Source organism: Pseudomonas sp. YQ_5, from assembly GCF_043103305.1.
Taxonomy (GTDB): Bacteria; Pseudomonadota; Gammaproteobacteria; order Pseudomonadales; family Pseudomonadaceae; genus Aquipseudomonas; species Aquipseudomonas putida_Y.
Map to the genome: position 1 here is coordinate 1 of NZ_JBICJS010000082.1, position 18736 is coordinate 18736.

The following is an 18736-nucleotide window of genomic DNA, read 5'->3' on the forward strand; positions in this document are numbered from 1 at the left end:
GGGCCAGCAAGGCGCAGCATGTCGAACAGGACGAAAGCCGCTCAGCCCTGTTCGGTCACTTGCACACTGCGGTTTCGGTTGCGCCACACGCGGTACGCGCGAATTCCCGCGCGTACCGAGCCGAATAGCAGTTTGTCTTCCATGTCCCGCGCCATCCCCGAGCGCACCAGCATGCGCAGGAAAGTACCGCGGGCGCGGGCGATGGCGAAGAAGATGCCTTGGGTCGCCAGGGTGTCGCGCACTTCGCGCAGGGCGGCGATGCCGCTGACATCGATGCTGGTGACCGCTTCGGCATCGAACAGCACGGCTTTCGGCTGGTCCTGGCTTTGCACGGCTTCCAGCAGGCGCATCTTGAAGTAGTCGGCATTGAAGAACAGGATGGCGTCGTCGAAGCGGTACACCACCAGGCCAGGCACGGTGCGGGCGTCCTTGAACTTGCGGATGTCCACCTGGCCTTCGGTGCCCGGCAGCCAGCCCAGTACGGCATCGGTGGGCTGGTAGATGCTGTAAAGCAGGCGCAGGATCGCCAGGGTTACGGCAAACACGATGCCGGGCAGCACGCCCAGGCCCAGTACGCCCGCCGTGGTCAGCAGGCACAGCCAGAACTCGAAGCGGCTAAGACGCCGGATGTGCCCCAGCGACTTGATGTCGATCAGCCCCCAGCCAGCCATCAGCAACACTGCGCCCAGCGCAGCCTGCGGGATCCACGCCATGGGGGCGGTGAAAAACAGCAGGATCAGGGCGATCACCAGTGCAGCGATGATGCCCACCAACTGGCTTTTGCCTCCGACCATGTCGTTGACTGCAGTGCGTGAGTCGGCGCCGCTGATGGCAAAGCCCTGGGAAACCCCGGCCGCCAGGTTGCTCACGCCCAGCGCGACGAATTCGTGGTTGGCGTTGATCGCATAGCCATGCCGGGCGGCAAAGCTGCGTGCGGTAAGCATGGCGCTACAGAAGCTGACGGTAGCGATACCCAGGGCGTCGCGCAGCAGGCTCTTCATTTCCGCCAGGTTGCTGTGTGGCCAGGCCAGTTGCGGGATGCCTGCAGGTACCGGCCCAAGGACGGCAACGCCGAAGCGGTCGAGGCCGAACAGGCCAACCAGCAGCATGAACAGCGCCACTACCGTGAGGGCTGCGGGCAGGCGCGGGTAGCGCCGTGGCAGCCAGATAAGCAGGCCCAGGGCGACCAGACCGATGATCAATGTGACCCAGTGAATTTCCCCCAGGCGCTGGAAGAAGTTGATCAGGCTGAGGATGAAGCCGTCGCCCTCGATCTTGAAGCCCACCACCTTGGACAGCTGCCCGGCGATCAGGCTCAGGCCGATGCCGTTGAGGTAGCCGATCAGGATCGGCCGCGAGAAAAAGCTGGCGATGAACCCGGCTCGCGCCAGGCCGGCGGCAATCAGCATCACGCCGACCAGCACGGTGACGATCACCGACAGTTCAGCGATGCGCTGTGGGTCGCCCATGGCCAGCGGTGCCACGGCACCGGCGATCATCGCGCAGGTGGCGGCATCGGGGCCGACCATCAGCTGGCGCGAGCTACCGATAAGCGCGTAGACGATCATCGGTAGCACACAGGCGTACAGGCCATATTGCGGCGGCAGCCCGACGATCTGCGCATAGGCAATGGCAATGGGAATCTGGATCGCGGCTACCGACAGGCCAGCTTGCAGGTCGGCGTGGAACCATTCACGGCGGTAGTGCAGCAGGTTGGCAAGGCCCGGTAGCCAGCGGGAGAGAAACATGCGTTGTCCTTTCGAATGGTTTCACGAATCCATTGAGCATATCCGCCACAAGCCGTTTCGCTTGCACGCGCTGAGGCCCGATGCGCATTGAAGCGGATCGGCGGGTAAATGGCCATGGGCCAGATCACGGGAAGGGGAAAAACGAAAAAAGGAGCCAAGGCTCCTTTTGACTGCGATGACGTTGCTGGAACGCCATGCGGGAATGCGATGTGGAGCGGGTAGAGGGAATCGAACCCTCAACTAAAGCTTGGGAAGCTTTCGTTTTGCCACTAAACTATACCCGCATCTGAGCTGGACTTTTTACCAGAACCTTCAGCGAATTAGAAGCCCAAGTTATAAAAAAGCTTGTCGGCGCCTGTGGCCTGCGGGTATTTGCTACAAGGCGCCGAGCCGCTCAGATGGCAAATGCATGCTGCCCCTGTTGCACAGGTTGGTAACGTTGGCGGGGTTCACGCACGGTTGGCTTGAGGAAGCCCAGCATGACATTGCGGGTGTTCTCGCAGGCGGTCTTGTTCTCCATGTCCAGGAAGTGGCCCGCGTCGCGGATCACGCTGAACTGGCTTCTGCCCACATGCTTGCTGAACTGCCGCGCATCCTCGACTGTGGTGTATTCGTCGCGCTCGCCGTTGATGAACAGTACCGGAATGTTGATATTGCGCGCGCCTTGCAGCGCACGTTCCAGGTCGTGCTCCAGCACCTGGTTGATGTGGAAGTGCATCTGTGCGTACTCGTGGCTGTCCAGGCTGCTCACATGGCGATAGTTGAAGCGCTTGAACAGCGAAGGCAAGTGCTTGCCGATGGTGTCATTGACCAGGTTGCCGACCTGATAACGGTCGCAGGCGGCCAGGTACTGGCAGCCACGGTCCAGATAGTCGCGCATCGGCTCGTTGATCACTGGCGAGAACGAACTCACCACTGCCTTCTTCACGTACCGCGGCTGGTGCGCCAGCGCCAGCAGCGTGCTTGCGCCACCCCACGAAAAAGACATCACGTGGTCTGCCTGGAAGTGCTCGATCAGCTCAAGGAGGATATGCGCCTCGGTCTCCTTGCTGATCAGCCGTTCCTGACGGTTGTGCGGCTTGGACTTGCCTGAATACGGCTGGTCGAACAGAACCACGTTGAACTGTGGGTGCAGGTTACGTACCGTCTGGGCGAACGAGGCCGTGGTGGCCAGCGAGCCGTTGATCAGGATGATCGTGTTTTCGGCCGCATCCGCGCGATAGAACTCCGTGTAAACCCGATACTGACCTTGGATATCAAGTACAGCGATTTCTGGCCTCATGTCATCGACTCCTGGCGCAAAAAGGGTATTCGCGTCACCTAGGGTGCACGTGCTTTATGACAGGTAGGCATTTGCCTGAAGATAAAACCGGGGCCCTGTGTCGATCCTTGGCACTTGCGTCGACGGTATTGTTTTTGGCGGGCAATTTGCCGTGCCCCAAGACATCTAGGCCTTGGGTGGCCGGCAAAAAGTGTCATCGACCGCGGGTGTGACTTGGTAGTCACATGCAGACTGACGATTTGGATTCAAGCAGTGGGTTGGGGATCGCGCAAGTGCCGTTCGGTAAGTAATGTGACTTTTGTCGCTGAGCGGTCGTATGACGAGCCGGGCTGTCTGTTGCGGCCTAGACGGTGGCTATCTCATGCGCCGTCAGTTCACGATACTCCCCCGGCGCCAACCCCGGATCCAGCCGGATCGCCCCCATGCTTTCCCGATGCAGCCCCACCACCTTGTTGTTGAAATGCCCGAACATGCGCTTGACCTGGTGATAGCGCCCTTCGACGATCGACAGCCGGGCCTGGCGGGGGCTGAGGATGTCCAGCTGGGCAGGCTGGGTGGTCAGGTTTTCGAAGGCGAAATAGAAACCCTCGCGAAACTTGGCCACATAGTGCTCGCCAATCTCGTCCTCGGTGTCCACCAGATAATGCTTGGGCAGCTTGGTAGCAGGCTGGGTCAGGCGCCTTGACCACTGGCCATCATTGGTCAGGAGCATCAGGCCGGTGGTGTTGAAGTCCAGGCGACCGGCGATGTGCAGGTCATCTCGCAACACCGTTGGCAGCAGGTCGAGAACGGTACGGTGTTGCGCATCGTGGGTGGCGCTTACGCAGCCGGTAGGCTTGTACAGCATCAGGTAGCGGGCCGGGCGGCCGGCCTGCAGCAGTTGCTCGTCCAGCTCTACGCGGCTGAACTCACGCACTTCGGTCAGCGGGTCGCTGACGATCTGGCCGTCCACCCGCACGCGGCGTTGCACCAGCATCAGGCGAACTTGCTGGCGGTTGTAGCTGGGCAGGTTGGCGAGGAAACGGTCAAGGCGCATGGTAACGATCAGTGGGCAGCGGATGGACGGAGCTGTTCTTCAACGGCGGCGCAGCGCGGGCACAGACAGGCCTTGTTGCGCAGTTCGTCGGGCAGGGCCTGGAGCACGGCCGGGTCGATGGTCACGCTGTAGCACCAACAAGCCTGGGTGGCGCGGCGTGGGTCGGCCAGGCTGCACTGGTTGAGGGCACCGCAAGCGGGGCAGAGTTGCTGGTCATTCATGGCGGGTTTCACTGCAGACGCGGTTGCGGCCAGCCTGCTTGGCACGATAAAGCGCGCGGTCGGCGCGGGTCAGCAGGGCGTGCAGGGTATCCCCCGGTTGCAGGCTGCTCAGGCCGATGCTGGTGGTCAGCCGCAGCGGCTGGTCGTCGTAACTGAAGGTCAGCTGCTCGGTGCGTCGGCGGATCTTTTCCGCCACCTCGATGGCCTGGCGGCCTTCAGCTTCGCGCAGTAGCACGATGAATTCCTCGCCGCCCCAGCGGCACAGTATATCTGACTGACGCAGGCTGCCTTGCAGCACATTGGCGAATTGGCGTAGCACTTCGTCACCTGCCAGGTGGCCGTGGGTGTCGTTCAGCGCCTTGAAGTGGTCCAGGTCGATCAGCAAGGCCACCAGTGGGCTGCTGTCGCGCCGGGCTTCTCGCAGCGCCTGGGCGGCGAGCAGGTCGAAGCTGCGCCGGTTGTGCAGGCCGGTGAGGCTGTCGAGTGTGGCCAAGGCTTCGGTGCTGGCCTGGTGGCGGCGGACCATGGCATGCACCAGTGCCAGCACCACCAGGGTGATCATCGTACAGATCGCCAGATTCAGGTACAAAGCGTGGCGAATGCGGTCGAGGATGCCGGTTTCGCGTTTGTCCACCAACAGGTACCAGTCCAGTTCGGGCAGGTGGCGCACGTTGAGAAAGTGGCTGTGGTTTGCGCTGTCATGGTACTCGTGGCTGCCTTCACTTGGCACCAACTGCTCGGCCAGCATGTCCTTCAGCTCAGGGTTGTCGCTGAGTCGCTGGCCGACTTGCAAACCATGCGGGCCGCCCTCGGAGCCGGTCAGCAGCACCTTGCCTTTGGCATCCGTGAATAGCACCGCACGCTGGTAGCGGCGTTGGTACTGATCGATCAGCTTGACCACCGACGATACGCTCAGCCCTACGCCTGCAGCGCCGATGAAGCGTTGCTGGTAGTCGTGCACCTTGTAGTTGATGAACACGGTCAGGCTGTCCTGGTTGGCCATGTCCAGATCGACGTTGATCTCATAAGGGGCCTTGAGTTCACGCAGGCGGAAATACCAGGCATCACGCCAGGTACCTGGTTCGACATGCTTGAGTACACCTTTGGCCTGGTAGTAGGTCAGCGTGCGATCGGACACGAAAAAGGACGTGAAGATGTCCTGCTTGCCCGTGACCTCGCCCAGGTAGCGGGTCATGCGTTCGGTATCCTGCTCGCCGGACAGCACCCAGTCGCGCAGGAAGGTGTCCTGGGCCATCATCGAGGCGATCAGCACCGGGCGGATCAGGTCTTTCTGGATTTCCGAGTAGACAGTGTCGGAGGTCAGCGGCAATTCGGTATTGATGATGCCGTCGCGGATGGCGCTGCGCGAGGAGAAGTAGCTGAGCAGCGAAGTAGCCAGGAAGCCGCAGGCCAGTAACACGAGCAGGGTAACGATCAGCGAGCGCTGCGAGAACAGAGCGGAACGTAAGGGCATGATCTTCCCGTGATGTGTGCCAAGCCGCTTATTCTAGTGAGATGGCCGACAAATGACTGCAAGTTTTTCAGGGTTATTTCACCTGTATCAAGTTATTGCAGGAATGGCACTGCACCTGCGCGCCACTGTCTTATTCAGTGTCGACCGACCTATCTCGTGTCGACGCTCGCCAGCGCCGCTGTTCGGGCACTCCAGCGGTCCAGGAGGCCGCCATGTCCTATCGAATCCTGTTGGTCACCCTGCTGGGGCTGATGACTTCCGCCTGCGCCCCGTACTATGAGCGCGGGGGCTATTACCGTTCGGACTACTACTCCACCGACCGCTATGTGGCGCCGGGGTATTACCGCCATGACCGCTACTATGTGGCGCCAGCCCCGCGCTACTACTATCAGCCTGCCCCCCGTTACTACCGTGGGGCGGCCCCTGCACCCCACTACCGGCCATATGCGCAGCCAGGGATGAACCAGTGGCATGGCAACCCGCGCCATGACTATGGCAATCGCCAGCGGCAAGACTACAGGCAGGACCGGGATCGCCATGACTATCGCAATGGCAGCCAGCGTTACCGGCAGGGCGATCGGCACTCCAATCGGCAGGTGGACGACCGCGGCCGCTGGGACGGGCGGCGCGGGCAGGGACGAGGAGGAAACTGGCAGCGCTAGGTGAGTGAAGGCGGGGGCTGAAAAGCAGCCCCCGGATCAGCAAGCTAACCCACATCCGCCAATGGGTGCCGCCCTTCCCACGCCTTGGCAAAATGCGCCTCGACTACCGCCGCCGGCACTTGCGCCACATCAGGCCAGTGCCAGCGCGGCTGATTGTCTTTGTCCACCAGGCGAGCGCGCACACCTTCACTGAATTCAGGGTGGCGGCAACAGTTCAGGCTCATGCTGTATTCCATCTGGAACACTTGCGCCAATGACAGGTACCGCGCCCTGCGGATCTGCTCCCAGACCAGATGCGCCGTCAGCGGGCAACCCTCATGCAGGCGTTGACCGGCATCTGCCAGCAATGGGTCGTCATGCTGCTTGAGCCTTTCCAGCGCGCGCCAGGCTGAGGCAGCATCAGCCACGTCGAGTAACTGATCGATCTCTTGCCGTCGCGGCAACCACTGGGCATCAGGCAGCTCGGCGCAGGCACGATGCTGCTCGGCCTTGAGCAGGCTATTCAGTTGTATGGCGGTCTGCTCCTGCCAGTTGAGTTGCAGCAACTCCTCGATCAAGGCTTCTTGCTGGTGCTCGCCCAGAAAGCGGTCAGCCAGGCCCAGGTCAATGGCATCGCGGGCGTTGATCGGTGCACCTGTCAGGCCGAAGAACAAACCCAGCTTGCCCGGCAGCCGGGTCAGGAACCAGCTGGCGCCTACGTCAGGGTAAAGGCCGATGCTGATTTCCGGCATGGCCAGCCGGCTGCTGGGTGTGACGATGCGTACGTTGGCGCCTTGCAGCAGCCCCATGCCGCCACCCAGGACATGCCCATGACCCCAGCACAATAACGGTTTGGGGTAGGTGTGCAGGGCAAAGTCCAGGCGATATTCGGCGGCGAAGAAGGAGGCCGCCAACGGCGGGACACTGCCGGGGTGGTCGCGGCAGGCTTGCACCAGCGCACGTACATCGCCGCCTGCGCAAAAGGCTTTTGCCCCGTTGCCGCGCAGCAGCACGCAGACGATACCCGGGTCGCGGGCCCAGGCATGCAGTTGTTCGCCCAGCACCTCGATCATCGGCAGGTTCAGGGCATTGAGCGCCTTGGGTGCATCCAGGGTGGCGATGCCGATGCGGGCGCCATCGACGCCGGTGAGTACCTCGCAGTGAATGGTCATGGACTACCTCTCGCAAGTCATCGCTCAAGTATGGCTTGCCTGGCCGATCATGCCGGTCGTCGGTCGGATCGTTTGACAAGCGCGAAGGGCTTACCTAGTGTCGCGCCATTGTTTATGGAAGGCCCCATGACTGAAGACGATCGCATCAAACTCGAACCCAGCTGGAAGGCCGCATTGCGCGGTGAATTCGACCAGCCTTACATGCACCAGCTGCGCGAGTTCCTGCGTGGCGAGTACGCTGCCGGCAAGGAGATCTACCCGCCAGGGCCGCTGATCTTCAATGCGCTCAATTCGACACCGCTGGATCAGGTGAAGGTGGTCATCCTCGGTCAGGACCCGTACCACGGGCCGGGACAGGCACATGGCTTGTGCTTCTCGGTGCAACCGGGCGTGGCCACGCCGCCGTCGCTGGTCAATATCTACAAGGAGCTGCAGCGCGACCTGAACATCCCGATCCCCAGCCACGGCTACCTCCAGAGCTGGGCGGAACAAGGCGTTCTATTGCTCAACACGACCATGACCGTCGAGCGCGCCAATGCCGCGTCGCATGCCAAGAAAGGCTGGGAATTGTTTACCGACCGGATCATCCAGGTGGTCAGTGAGCAATGCCCGAACGTGGTATTCCTGCTATGGGGGGCTCATGCGCAGAGCAAGCAGAAGCTGATCGACGGTACCAAGCACCTGGTCTTGAAGTCGGTCCATCCTTCACCGCTGTCGGCGTATCGCGGGTTCATCGGCTGCGGGCATTTCAGTCGTGCCAACAGCTTCCTCGAGCAGCGGGGGCTCGGGCCCATCAACTGGGCACTGCCCCCACTGTGAGAAACCGCGGGTGGGGTACGCAATCGCTCAGGGCGTCATGCTGATGCGCGGCTCGCTGCGCTGGCCAATTGCAATACCCTGCTCATGGTTCTGGCGCACATACTCCACCAAGGCTTCAAGGTCGGTGATGCCGGTGTCCTGGCGTCGCCTTCCTTCTTTGAAAGTGGCCAAGCCACCGCCACCATCGGCCAGGAAAAGGTTGCTGACGACGCGATAATGGGTCAACGGCTCAACGGGTTTGCCGTGAAGACGCACACTCCCCTCGACGACACGGCTGCCGACAGGCCGTGAACCATCCCACTCATAATGAAAACCCTTCGATACTTGCAGCGGATTGAAACTGCCCCTGTTCCATTGAAGGTTGAGCAGTTCGGTAATCTGCCTGCCTGTCAGTTCCTGAACTATCAGAGGGTTATTGAACGGTTGTACGGCGAATAATTGTTCGTAGGTCAGGTCGCTATCGGCAGGTTGTATCAGGTCACTTCGCAGCCCACCCAGGTTGAGAAAGGCAACCTGTGTCTGAAACGCTTGGGTCATGGCCAATTGGGCATCCGTGACCAGGTTCCCCAAGGTTGTTTCACCGGCGGCATTTTCTTCGCGGTCAAGTTCTGCCGTCGAGATGCGTCCTATGGGTTCGAGCAGTTTTTCCCCGGACCGCTGACGCACTTCCTCCAGCAAACTCGTCAACTTGGCATTCGGCAGGTAGTTCTGTGGGTCAGCAGGAATATTGCGGGCGGTGATGTTCGTGACGTGATGGGTGCCTGGCGTCACCTGCAACTTCAACTGAGTCAGGAAGTGGCCGTATTTGCCAGCCTGAGTGATGCTCAGATCACCCACCTTGCATTGATAGCTGGCATGCGAGTGACCGCTGATGACGGCATCTACCGCAGGATCCAGCCGCTTCGCCACGTCGACGATCGCACCGCCCAGCTGACTGCAATCCTTCGTGTCGAACGGCTCGGCGGTATCCCCTCCCTGGTGCATGACCGCAATGATTGCATTGACACCTTTGGCTTTGAGCTCCGGAATCACGTCATTGATGGCTTGCGCTTCATCTGTGGCCTTGAGCCCTGCGAATGCTCTGGCCGAAACCACTTTTTCCATGTTGCGCGGTACTGCACCGACGAACGCTATCTTGACCCCTTTTACCTGCTGAATGTGATAGGCCGGTAACAAGCGTTTGCCCGTAGTGGTATCGATCAGGTTGGACGCTATGTAAGGGAAGCCACTTCCTGGATAGTTGCCGCGAAACTTGCAAGCCTTTTCAGGGCGCGTTGACTCGCATCCTCCGTGGATCTGTCGAAGAAACTCGGCCTTGCCTGCATCCAGTTCGTGGTTCCCGGATGCGCTGACGATCATGCCCATCGCGTTCAAGGCCTCAAGCACAGGCTCGTCAGCCCAGAGCGCAGAAATGGCGGGGCTGCCCCCTATCAAGTCGCCAGCGCCGATGAACAGCAGATCGGGGTCCTGCGTTCGCAGTTCATCGAGCATGGCGCCGAGTGTGGCGATGCCGCCGTAGGTCAGGCGGGTAGCGCCTTGCGCGCCGGCGTAGTCTTGGGGGTTGGGTTCCAGGTAGCCGTGAAGATCATTGATAGCCACGACGTTGATCTGGACGGGGGCAGGTGACTCTGCGGCAAGACTGCCTGCGCTAAAGGCAAGGCATGCCCAGGCAATAGCCGAGCGATAGTTGCAAGAAAGACGGACTTTCATCTTTACCTCTTGAATGCCGGGAAGTGTGGGTTTGCTGGCGATCAGGGCAGCAATCCGACTCTATTCATCCGGGCATTGAGCAAGTGGTAACTATCTATCTTCAGGGTGCTTGCAGCTTGAATGCCTGTTGTCCCACAAGCGGAAAAGCGGTTCTGCAAGAAACAACACCAGAATCAGGCGCATCACCTGCAGCGCCGTAACCAGCGGCACCGACAACTGCAACGTTTCGGCCGTGAGGCTCATTTCGGCAATCCCGCCAGGCATCATCCCCAGTGTCAGCGAACGCAAGTCCAGTGCAGTCATCATGCTCAGCACCCACGCAGAAGTGGCGGCAATCGCCATGCACAACACCGTGGCCATCAAGGTGCGCCCCAGGAACGACGGTGCGCGGCGGAAAAACGCGCGGTTGAAATGGCAGGCCAGGCCGCTGCCGATGAGCCACTGGCCGATCTGGCTGGCGCCATTGGGCAGGGCGATCTGCAGGTTGCCGGCCAGGCTGACCGTAGCCGCTACCAGCAATGGCCCGAACAGCCATGGGTTGGGCTGACGCAAGCGCTGCCAGAGCAAGGCAACGGCAACGCCCAGGGGCGCAATCAGCGCCAGCCAGCCCCAGCTCACGCTACCGGTGTGGTTCAGTGGTACACCGTCACCCAGCAAGAACTTGAACAGCACCGGCACGCACAGCACCACTGCCAGCACACGCAAGCTCTGCGCTGCCGCCACCTGGCTGAGCACCGCGCCATTGCGCGCCCCAAGGTTGACCATTTCTCCCGAACCGCCTGGCATGCTGGCAAAGAACGCTGTGGCACGGTCTTCGCCGGTTCGCCGCAGCAGCCATACGCTGATCACGCTGGACAGGGTGGTGAACAACGCCCCGAAGAAGATCAGCGCGAAATGGCTGGCTACTTGCTCGATCACCGCTGGCGTGAAGTGCAGGCCGATACCGATGCCGATGATCCACTGCCCACATTTGCGGCCGTTGGGGATTTCCGAAAGTTGCCAGGGCGTCAGGCAGCGCACCAGGATGATCGCCAGCAATGAACCGACCATCCATGGCAAAGGCCAGCCGACCTTGCTGGCGGCAAAACCGCCAGCAAGGCCGACCAGCCCGGTCGCGACGAACAATGGCAACGACCGATCAGGCATCGGCCAAGGCCCGGCGCTGCAGGCTGCGTTTGCGCCAGATGCGCAGCAGCGGCAGGGCGAGCATTGCCACTACCAGCGCCCAGATACCCATGCTGATCGGGCTCGACCAGAGGATGCCCAGTTCACCATTGGAGATCGACAGCGCCCGACGCAGGTTCTGCTCCATCAGCCCGCCGAGGATGAAGCCCAGCAGAATCGGCGACAGAGGGAAGTCCAGCTTGCGCATGATGTAGCCCATGATGCCGATGCCGACCATGAGGAACAGGTCGAAGGTAGTGGCATGCACGGCGTAAACGCCGATCGCGGTGATGATGGCGATCACCGGCACCAGCGCCCAGTTTGGCACGGCGAGGATACGGGTGAAGATGCGGATCATCGGGATGTTGAGGATCACCAGCATGATGTTGGCGACGAACAGCGAGGCAATCAGGCCCCAGACGATATCTGGCTGCTGCTCGAACAGCAGTGGGCCAGGGGTGATGTTGTACAGGGTCAGGGCGCCGATCATCACCGCCGTGGTGCCGGAGCCGGGTACGCCCAGGGTCAGCATCGGTACCAGGGCGCCACAGCAGGACGCACCAATGGCAGTTTCCGGCGCTGCCAGGCCACGGGCATCGCCCTTGCCGAACTTGCCGCTTTCACCCGCCAGGCGCTTCTCGGTCATGTAGGCCACGGCGCTGGCCAGTGTTGCGCCGGCGCCGGGTAGAACACCCATGATGAATCCGAGCAGGCCGCAACGGATGTTGACCAGGAACACCGAGGCCGCTTCCTTGAAGTTGAACAGCATGCGGCCGGTAGCCTTGACTGCCTGGTGGCCATGGTGGGTCTTTTCCAGCAGCAGGAGGATTTCGCTGATGGAGAACAGGCCCAGCACGAGCACCACGAACTGAATGCCGTCGGCCAGGTGCACGCTGTCACCGGTGAAACGGTACACGCCGCTGTTGGCGTCGATGCCGACCGCCGACAGGAACAGGCCGATGAGTGCGGCAATGAAGGTTTTCAGTGGTTTGTCACCGGCCATGCCACCCAGCGCGACGATGGCGAACACCATCAGCACAAAGTACTCCGCGGGGCCGAAGGCGATGGCCCATTTCGCCAGCAGCGGGGCGAACAGCACCATGCCGCAGGTGGCGATGAAGGCGCCGATGAACGAACTCCAGGCCGACAACGACAGGGCAACACCGGCCAGGCCCTGGCGGGCCATCGGGTAACCATCGAGGGTGGTCATCACGGTCGAGGCTTCGCCCGGGATGTTCAGCAGGATCGAGCTGATACGCCCGCCATATTCGCAGCCCAGGTACACCGCAGCCAGCAGGATCAGCGCCGATTCCGGCGGCAGGCCGAGGGCAAAGGCGATGGGGATCAGCAGGGCCACGCCATTGATCGGGCCCAGGCCCGGCAGCAGGCCGACCACGGTACCGATCAGGGTGCCGGAGAGGGCGGTGACCAGGTTGTAGGGGGACAGGGCAATGCCGAAGCCCTGGCCCAGGTAGCTCAAGGTATCCATGTGTCAGTTCTCCAGTACGCTCAGCAGGCCAAGGGGCAGGGGCACGTCCATCACGCGGTCGAACAGCCAGTAGAGGAAGATGCTCATGCCGACCACCACGATGGCGCTGCGCAGCCCGCGGCCACCGTACAGGCGGGCCATGGGCAGGCCGACCAGGACAGCGCTGAGGATGAAGCCGAGGGCTTCGAAGGTGGCGGCGAAGACGAGCAGCAGGCCGACACAGGCGGCGATCTTGATCAGGGTCTCGCGATCGAGTTCCGGTTCGTCGTCCTTGCGCACGATGGGCGTTGGGCGGAATACCAGGTACAGCAGCCCCAGCCCCATCAGGCCGAGCACCAGCAACGGGTAAGCGCGCGGGCCCACCGGTTCATAGGAAAATGCAGCCTGGTAGGGCCAGGCCATGACGGCCAGGGCGGCACACACCGCAAGCAGGGCCAGGGCGAAAATGCGTTGAAGGATCATTGGGGAATCCTCGATTGTGGGCGCGGGTAAACCCGCACCCACAAGGGCTATGAAAGGTCGTGGAAGGCTTACTGGATCAGGCCGAATTCCTTGGCCAGTGCCTTGTAGTCAGCCACTTGCTTCTTCACATAGCCGTCCAGCTCTTCGCCGGTCATGGCGAACGGGAACAGCTCGCGCTGGTCTCGCAGCTTGGCGAAGTCCTCTGAGGCCAGCATCTTGTCGAACGAGGCCTTCCACCAGGCGTAATCCTCATCGCTTACCTTTGGCCCCAGGTAGAAACCACGCACCACCGGCCAGACGATGTCGTAGCCCTGTTCCTTGGCCGTCGGGATGTCTTTCATTTCCGGCTCGTCCAGGCGGTTTTCCGAGAACACTGCGAGGAGGCGCATGTTGCCGCTCTGGATGTGCGGCATGGAGTCGGAAATGTCGGTAGAGCCGACCTGGATGTGACCACCCAGCAGTGCCGTGGCGATTTCGCCACCGCCTTCCAGGGCCACGTAGCGCAGGTCGCGCGGGTTTATGCCAGCGGCCTTGGCGATCAACGCGGTCTGCATCCAGTCCTGGCTGCCAACGGTACCGCCGGAACCGATCACGACCTTGCTCGGGTCTTTTTTCAGCGCGGCGACCAGATCATCAAGGGTCTTGTAGGGCGAGTCGCTCTTCACCGCGATGGCACCGTAGCTGGTGCCGACGGCAGCCAGCCATTTCACCGCGTTTTCGTCGAAACGGCCGAACTTGCCCTGGGCCAGGTTAAGCAGCGAGCCGCTGGACCAGGCCACCAGCGTGCCGGCGTCTGCCGGGCGCTGGGCGACCACGGCGTTGTAGGCGACCGCGCCGACACCGCCGGGCATGTAGGTGACGCGCATTGGCTTGCTGAGGATCTTTTCTTGTACCAGTGCGCTTTGCACCAGCTTGCAGGTCAGGTCGAAGCCACCACCGGGTGAGGCGGGTGCGATGCATTCGGGGCGTTTCGGTTCTGCAGCGAGGGCGTTGCCGGCCAACAGCAGGCAGCCGGTAGCGAGGACGAGGCGGCGCAGTGAAAAGGTCATCGTCGATCTCCGTGAGCGTTGTTGTTATCGGATTACCGCTATGGGGTTACCACAGCGCCACGCTGTAGCTGACCAACAGCCTCACTTCATCCGCGTCACGGGCGAAGTTGGAGCGGAAGGTAGCGTTGCGCAGGCGCACGGCGACGTTCTTCAACGGGCCGCTTTGTACCACGTACTTCAGTTCGGTGTTGCGTTCCCACTCTTTGCCTTCGCCACCGGCAGCCCGGCTGACGTTGTCACCGCTGACATAACGGGTCATGAAGGTCAGGCCCGGTACGCCGAGCGCGGCGAAGTTGTAGTCGTAGCGCGCCTGCCAGGAGCGTTCGTCGGCCCCGGCGAAGTCGTTGATCTGGACGAAGTTGACCAGGTACGGGTTGGCGCCATCCACATACGGGAAGGCGCTTTCGCCAGACAGCTGCTGCCAGGCAGCGCTGACCTTGTGCCCGCCCAGGGCATAGCTGAGCATGCCGTTGAAGGTGGTGTTGTCGATGTTGCCGGCCTTGGCTGCGCCAGCGTCGTCACTCATGGCAAGGCGCAGGTCGGCACCCAAGGTGCCCGGGCCCCATGGTTGGGTGGCGACCATGCCGATGAAGTGCTGGCGGTAAATATCGTCGAGCTGGGCGAAGTGGTAGCTGCCGGTGATGCGGTCGGTGAACTGGTAGTCGAGCCCGCCCAGAGCCAGGTTGTCAGCGTTGAAAGAGCCACCGAAGCGGCCGTTCTTGTTGTTCAGCGCCAGGTCTTCCCAGTTGGTGTCGTTGCGGTCCTTGGCCTTGTCTATGCGGCCACCGGTGAAGGTCAGGCCCTTGATCTCCTTGGAGGTGAGCAGGCCGCCCTCGAAGGTTTGCGGCAGGATACGCCCATCGTTGGGCTGCAGCGTCGGCAGTTCGGGGATCAGGGAGCCGATCTTGAGTTCAGTCTGGGAGATCTTCACCTTGCCGGTCAGGCCCAGCTTGGAGTATTCGTCGGCAGCCTTGCCGTCATCGTGGGTCGGCAGCAGGCCGCTGTTGGCACGGTCCGGGCTGGAGTCGAGCTTGATGCCGAGCATGCCCAATGCGTCCAGGCCAAAGCCCACGGTGCCATCGGTGTAGCCAGACTCGAAATTGAGCATGAAGCCCTGGGCCCATTCATCGCGCTTGGATTGCTGCGCGCTGGTGCCGTCGCGGAAGTCGCGATTGAAGTACATGTTGCGGGTTTCGAAGGTGGCCGTGCTGTCTTCGAAGAAGGCGGCCTGGCTCATCGGGGCGACACCGGCAAGCGCGAGGGCGCTGGCGATGGCCGAGGGGCGTGCGATAGAGGAACGGGTAGGCGCGAACGCCTGCGGCTGCGATGACAGCATCGTCGAGGACTCCGTTTATTGTTCTTATTCGTTGCACCTTGCTGGTGCTTTTTTCGGCGCGAAGGGCGACCGTGGTGCGATGCTAGGCAACGAACCTTTCGCTAACCTTTCAGCGTGAAAGGTTTGTCACGAGGGGCTTCACAGGCGTGATGACAGCGGTACACTCCGCGCCACCGTCCCACCCGAGCAGGGAGAACCCGATGCGTGTGCTGCTGGTCGAAGACCACCTGCAACTGGCCGAAAGCGTGGCCCAGGCCTTGAAAAGCCATGGCCTGACCGTAGATGTGCTGCATGACGGCGTGGCGGCCGACTTGGCGCTGGCCAGTGAGGAATACGCCGTGGCCGTGCTGGATGTCGGCCTGCCGCGCATGGACGGCTTTGAGGTGCTGGCGCGCTTGCGAGGTCGTGGCAAGACCTTGCCAGTGCTGATGCTGACTGCGCGCAGCGACGTCAAGGACCGGGTCCATGGCCTGAACCTGGGCGCCGACGATTATCTGGCCAAGCCGTTTGAGCTGACCGAGCTGGAGGCGCGGGTCAAGGCCTTGCTGCGCCGCAGTGTGCTCGGTGGCGAGCGCCAGCAACGTTGTGGGCCGTTGGTGTATGACCTGGACACCCGGCGCTTCACCCTCGGTGACGACAACCTGGCGCTGACTTCGCGCGAGCAGAGTGTGCTGGAAGCGCTGATCGCTCGTCCTGGCCGAGTGATGAGCAAGGAGCAGTTGGCTGCCCAGGTGTTTGGCCTGGACGAAGAAGCCAGCCCTGATGCCATCGAAATCTACATTCACCGGCTGCGCAAGAAGCTCGACGGGCACCCTGTGGCCATTGTCACTTTCCGCGGTCTGGGCTATTTGCTTGAGCACCGCGATGCGTGACAACGGCAGCCTGCGCGGGCGCTTGCTGGGTAACTTGGCACTGTTGCTGGTGGTGCTGATGCTGGCCAGCGGCCTTAGTGCCTACTGGAATGGCCGCGAGGCCGCCGACACCGCTTACGACCGCACCCTGCTGGCTTCGGCGAGGACCATCGCCGCGGGCCTGTCGCAGCGCGATGGTTCGTTGAGCGCGGATGTGCCTTACGTGGCGCTGGACACGTTCGCCTATGACAGTGCGGGGCGCATTTACTATCAGGTGCTGGATATCAAGCAAAGGCTGATTTCTGGCTATGAGAACCTGCCGCCACCGCCGCCTGGCACGCCGCGCACCGATGACTATCCGGCATTGGCACGGTTCTACAACGCCACTTACCTCGGCCAGGACGTTCGTGTGGTCAGCCTGCTGAAGCCGGTAAGCGAGCCAAACATGAACGGCATGGCAGAAATCCGCGTAGCCGAAACCGAGGAAGCGCGGGTGCGTATGGCCCGAGGGTTGATGGCCGATACCCTGCTGCGCCTGGGCATGCTGGCACTGGCGGCGTTGGTGATGGTGTGGTTTGCCGTGAGTGCCGCGTTGCGGCCGTTGGAGCGCCTGCGCACAGCGGTGGAAGAACGCCAGCCGGACGACTTGCGAGCGTTGCCGGTGGTACAGGTACAGCGTGAGCTGAGCCCGCTGGTGCGTGCCTTGAACCACTTTACCGAGCGCTTGCGTGGCCAGTTCGAGCGCCAGGCGCAGTTCATTGCCGACGCGGCCCACGAACTGCGAACGCCGCTGGCGGCGTTGAAGGCACGTGTCGAGCTGGGCTTGCGCTCGGCCGAGCCACAGGAGTGGCGGCAGACCTTGGAGTCTGCAGCCCAGGGTACCGACAGGCTGACTCACCTGGCCAACCAGTTGTTGTCGTTGGCGCGGGTCGAGAATGGCGCACGGGCAATCGCCGAAGGCGGTGCGCAGCGTCTGGATTTGAGCCAGTTGGCCCGCGAGCTGGGCATGGCCATGGCGCCTTTGGCACACAAGCGCGGGGTGGCGCTGGCGCTGGAAGCCGAGGCGCCGGTATGGCTGAAAGGGGAGCCGACGTTGCTCAACGAGTTGTTGAGCAACCTGGTGGACAATGCCTTGGCGCATACACCAGCGGGTGGCAATGTGATTTTGCGGGTAAAGGCGCCGGCAGTGCTGGAAGTGGAAGACGACGGGCCAGGTATTCCCGAGGCCGAGCGCGAGCGTGTGTTCGAACGGTTCTACCGGCGAAGCGCGCAGGGCAGTGGGTTAGGGCTGGCGATCGTTGGCGAGATCTGTCGGGCGCACCTGGCGCAGGTGAGCCTGCATGATGGCGAGAAGGGCGGGTTGCGGGTACGAGTGAGTTTTATAGCGGATTGATGGCTTGCCTGGGTCGACCCTTTCGCGGTTCACCGCGAAAAGGCCCTGGCAGGCTGTTACAGCTCAGCGCAACATGCTCCGCGCTTCCAGCAGTTCATCGACCTCCAGCTCGGTGCCAAACGGCAGCCCCAGATGGCGGTAAGCCGGCAGCGCAGCCAATGGCCGGTGGCGCCCGCGCTGACTGATGCAGCGGGCGATCTGCACGATGTCGGTGTAATCGATCTTGTCCGTCTGGCGGTCCAGGTCATGAACCTGGCTCGGCAGGTGGACCAACTGTTCCGGAAACTCCCAGGCCTTGAGGATCTTGTCCCCCAGCACGGGCTGGAGTTGCTCGATCACGTAATGCAGGCAAACCGGGTCGGACAACAGTTCGTTGTGCTCTTCGGCATAGATGAGTACCGGCAGCGCGCCAATCTGGTTGACCAGCCCACCCAAGGTGGCCTGGTCAGGCTTGAGAGGTGTAAAGCGGCGGCAGATTTCGTAGCTGATGCCCGCCACTTCCAGGCTACTGGCCCAGATATCGCGCAGTTTCTGCTCGACTGCCGGCGAGCGGGCATGGAAAATCTGCTCGATCACCAGGCCGATGGCCAGGTTGCAGCTGTAGTTGATGCCTAGTCGCGTGATGGCGGTGTGCAGGTCGGTCACCTCGACCGCAGCACGCAGCAGTGGGCTGTTGACGACCTTGATCAGGCGCGCTGAAAGGGCCGCGTCGCGACCGATCACCTTGCTCAGGGCCGCTACGCTGATCTCGCTGTCTTCCGCTGCTTCGCGGATGCTCAAGGCAACTTCGGGCAGGGTGGGCAGGACCAGGTCATCCTTTTCGATGGCGTCGAGCAATTGTGCTTGAACCAACTCGGCCAGCTTGTTCATGGGCATATCTACCGCAGTG

The 18736-nt window shown here is 62.0% G+C and carries 17 protein-coding genes and 1 tRNA gene; 4 read left to right on the plus strand and 14 right to left on the minus strand.

Going from position 1 to position 18736, the window contains the following annotated elements:
• Positions 1-41: 41 nt before the first annotated feature.
• The 6 genes from ACF8EA_RS19060 to ACF8EA_RS19085 form a co-directional block, all read right to left on the minus strand.
• The gene (locus tag ACF8EA_RS19060) at positions 42-1748 is read right to left on the minus strand and encodes a SulP family inorganic anion transporter (protein ID WP_392522966.1); all 1707 of its coding nucleotides are present in this window, start codon (positions 1746-1748) and stop codon (positions 42-44) included.
• Positions 1749-1958: 210 nt separating this feature from the next.
• Positions 1959-2032: transfer RNA gene (locus ACF8EA_RS19065), tRNA-Gly, on the minus strand.
• A gap of 110 nt (positions 2033-2142) precedes the next feature.
• Entirely contained in the window at positions 2143-3030 is an 888-nt protein-coding gene (gene phaG, locus ACF8EA_RS19070; RefSeq protein WP_010952516.1) for a (R)-3-hydroxydecanoyl-ACP:CoA transacylase, read from the minus strand.
• A 343-nt stretch (positions 3031-3373) separates the two neighbouring features.
• Positions 3374-4066: a pseudouridine synthase gene (locus tag ACF8EA_RS19075; RefSeq protein ID WP_392522968.1), complete on the minus strand. Its 693-nt coding sequence runs from the start codon at positions 4064-4066 to the stop codon at positions 3374-3376.
• Between the two features lie 8 nt (positions 4067-4074).
• Complete coding sequence (locus tag ACF8EA_RS19080; protein WP_021785757.1) at positions 4075-4287, minus strand: cysteine-rich CWC family protein; 213 nt, start codon at positions 4285-4287, stop codon at positions 4075-4077.
• Entirely contained in the window at positions 4280-5761 is a 1482-nt protein-coding gene (locus ACF8EA_RS19085) for a diguanylate cyclase (protein WP_392522969.1), read from the minus strand. The genes ACF8EA_RS19080 and ACF8EA_RS19085 overlap by 8 nt, the downstream gene beginning before the upstream one ends.
• A 212-nt stretch (positions 5762-5973) precedes the next feature.
• Here ACF8EA_RS19085 and ACF8EA_RS19090 point away from each other — a divergent pair, with 212 nt between their 5' ends.
• The gene (locus tag ACF8EA_RS19090; protein ID WP_028698138.1) at positions 5974-6423 is read left to right on the plus strand and encodes a hypothetical protein; all 450 of its coding nucleotides are present in this window, start codon (positions 5974-5976) and stop codon (positions 6421-6423) included.
• Positions 6424-6467: 44 nt separating this feature from the next.
• On the opposite strand, the gene ACF8EA_RS19095 is transcribed toward ACF8EA_RS19090, so the two are convergent.
• On the minus strand, positions 6468-7574 hold the full coding sequence (locus tag ACF8EA_RS19095) for an enoyl-CoA hydratase/isomerase family protein (RefSeq protein WP_021785754.1): 1107 nt from the start codon (positions 7572-7574) through the stop codon (positions 6468-6470).
• Between the two features lie 126 nt (positions 7575-7700).
• Between ACF8EA_RS19095 and ung the strand changes: the two genes are divergently transcribed.
• Positions 7701-8393, plus strand: coding sequence for a uracil-DNA glycosylase (gene ung / locus ACF8EA_RS19100; RefSeq protein WP_021785753.1), 693 nt, complete (start codon positions 7701-7703; stop codon positions 8391-8393).
• A gap of 27 nt (positions 8394-8420) precedes the next feature.
• Here the strand turns inward: ung and ACF8EA_RS19105 are convergent, their stop codons facing one another.
• The 6 genes from ACF8EA_RS19105 to ACF8EA_RS19130 form a co-directional block, all read right to left on the minus strand.
• Entirely contained in the window at positions 8421-10103 is a 1683-nt protein-coding gene (locus ACF8EA_RS19105; protein ID WP_274119041.1) for a bifunctional metallophosphatase/5'-nucleotidase, read from the minus strand.
• A 90-nt stretch (positions 10104-10193) separates the two neighbouring features.
• Entirely contained in the window at positions 10194-11249 is a 1056-nt protein-coding gene (locus ACF8EA_RS19110) for an AbrB family transcriptional regulator (protein WP_392522970.1), read from the minus strand.
• A complete protein-coding gene (locus ACF8EA_RS19115; RefSeq protein ID WP_021785750.1) occupies positions 11242-12756 on the minus strand; it encodes a tripartite tricarboxylate transporter permease in 1515 nt (504 codons plus the stop codon). Before ACF8EA_RS19115 ends, ACF8EA_RS19110 begins: the two co-directional genes overlap by 8 nt.
• Positions 12757-12759: 3 nt before the next feature.
• Positions 12760-13218 carry a tripartite tricarboxylate transporter TctB family protein gene (locus ACF8EA_RS19120; RefSeq protein ID WP_084850814.1) on the minus strand — a complete coding sequence of 153 codons (459 nt, stop codon included), beginning with the start codon at positions 13216-13218 and terminating at the stop codon, positions 12760-12762.
• A gap of 68 nt (positions 13219-13286) precedes the next feature.
• Entirely contained in the window at positions 13287-14267 is a 981-nt protein-coding gene (locus tag ACF8EA_RS19125; RefSeq protein ID WP_021785748.1) for a tripartite tricarboxylate transporter substrate binding protein, read from the minus strand.
• A 46-nt stretch (positions 14268-14313) separates the two neighbouring features.
• Complete coding sequence (locus ACF8EA_RS19130) at positions 14314-15603, minus strand: OprD family porin (protein ID WP_392522971.1); 1290 nt, start codon at positions 15601-15603, stop codon at positions 14314-14316.
• 200 nt (positions 15604-15803) lie between these two features.
• On the opposite strand from ACF8EA_RS19130, the gene ACF8EA_RS19135 reads away from it, so the two are divergent.
• Complete coding sequence (locus tag ACF8EA_RS19135) at positions 15804-16475, plus strand: response regulator (protein ID WP_021785746.1); 672 nt, start codon at positions 15804-15806, stop codon at positions 16473-16475.
• Positions 16468-17847 (plus strand): sensor histidine kinase, encoded by a 1380-nt coding sequence (locus ACF8EA_RS19140; RefSeq protein WP_101196230.1) that lies wholly within the window; start codon positions 16468-16470, stop codon positions 17845-17847. The genes ACF8EA_RS19135 and ACF8EA_RS19140 overlap by 8 nt, the downstream gene beginning before the upstream one ends.
• Before the next feature lie 63 nt (positions 17848-17910).
• On the opposite strand, the gene ACF8EA_RS19145 is transcribed toward ACF8EA_RS19140, so the two are convergent.
• Entirely contained in the window at positions 17911-18717 is an 807-nt protein-coding gene (locus ACF8EA_RS19145; RefSeq protein ID WP_101196229.1) for an HDOD domain-containing protein, read from the minus strand.
• Positions 18718-18736: the final 19 nt, after the last annotated feature.

Coding starts and splice junctions, on each gene's coding strand:
- ACF8EA_RS19060 (WP_392522966.1), bottom strand. CDS start 1,748: ATGTTTCTCTCCCGCTGGCTACCGGGCCTTGCCAACCTGCTGCACTAC.
- phaG (WP_010952516.1), bottom strand. CDS start 3,030: ATGAGGCCAGAAATCGCTGTACTTGATATCCAAGGTCAGTATCGGGTT.
- ACF8EA_RS19075 (WP_392522968.1), bottom strand. CDS start 4,066: ATGCGCCTTGACCGTTTCCTCGCCAACCTGCCCAGCTACAACCGCCAG.
- ACF8EA_RS19080 (WP_021785757.1), bottom strand. CDS start 4,287: ATGAATGACCAGCAACTCTGCCCCGCTTGCGGTGCCCTCAACCAGTGC.
- ACF8EA_RS19085 (WP_392522969.1), bottom strand. CDS start 5,761: ATGCCCTTACGTTCCGCTCTGTTCTCGCAGCGCTCGCTGATCGTTACC.
- ACF8EA_RS19090 (WP_028698138.1), top strand. CDS start 5,974: ATGTCCTATCGAATCCTGTTGGTCACCCTGCTGGGGCTGATGACTTCC.
- ACF8EA_RS19095 (WP_021785754.1), bottom strand. CDS start 7,574: ATGACCATTCACTGCGAGGTACTCACCGGCGTCGATGGCGCCCGCATC.
- ung (WP_021785753.1), top strand. CDS start 7,701: ATGACTGAAGACGATCGCATCAAACTCGAACCCAGCTGGAAGGCCGCA.
- ACF8EA_RS19105 (WP_274119041.1), bottom strand. CDS start 10,103: ATGAAAGTCCGTCTTTCTTGCAACTATCGCTCGGCTATTGCCTGGGCA.
- ACF8EA_RS19110 (WP_392522970.1), bottom strand. CDS start 11,249: ATGCCTGATCGGTCGTTGCCATTGTTCGTCGCGACCGGGCTGGTCGGC.
- ACF8EA_RS19115 (WP_021785750.1), bottom strand. CDS start 12,756: ATGGATACCTTGAGCTACCTGGGCCAGGGCTTCGGCATTGCCCTGTCC.
- ACF8EA_RS19120 (WP_084850814.1), bottom strand. CDS start 13,218: ATGATCCTTCAACGCATTTTCGCCCTGGCCCTGCTTGCGGTGTGTGCC.
- ACF8EA_RS19125 (WP_021785748.1), bottom strand. CDS start 14,267: ATGACCTTTTCACTGCGCCGCCTCGTCCTCGCTACCGGCTGCCTGCTG.
- ACF8EA_RS19130 (WP_392522971.1), bottom strand. CDS start 15,603: ATGCTGTCATCGCAGCCGCAGGCGTTCGCGCCTACCCGTTCCTCTATC.
- ACF8EA_RS19135 (WP_021785746.1), top strand. CDS start 15,804: ATGCGTGTGCTGCTGGTCGAAGACCACCTGCAACTGGCCGAAAGCGTG.
- ACF8EA_RS19140 (WP_101196230.1), top strand. CDS start 16,468: ATGCGTGACAACGGCAGCCTGCGCGGGCGCTTGCTGGGTAACTTGGCA.
- ACF8EA_RS19145 (WP_101196229.1), bottom strand. CDS start 18,717: ATGAACAAGCTGGCCGAGTTGGTTCAAGCACAATTGCTCGACGCCATC.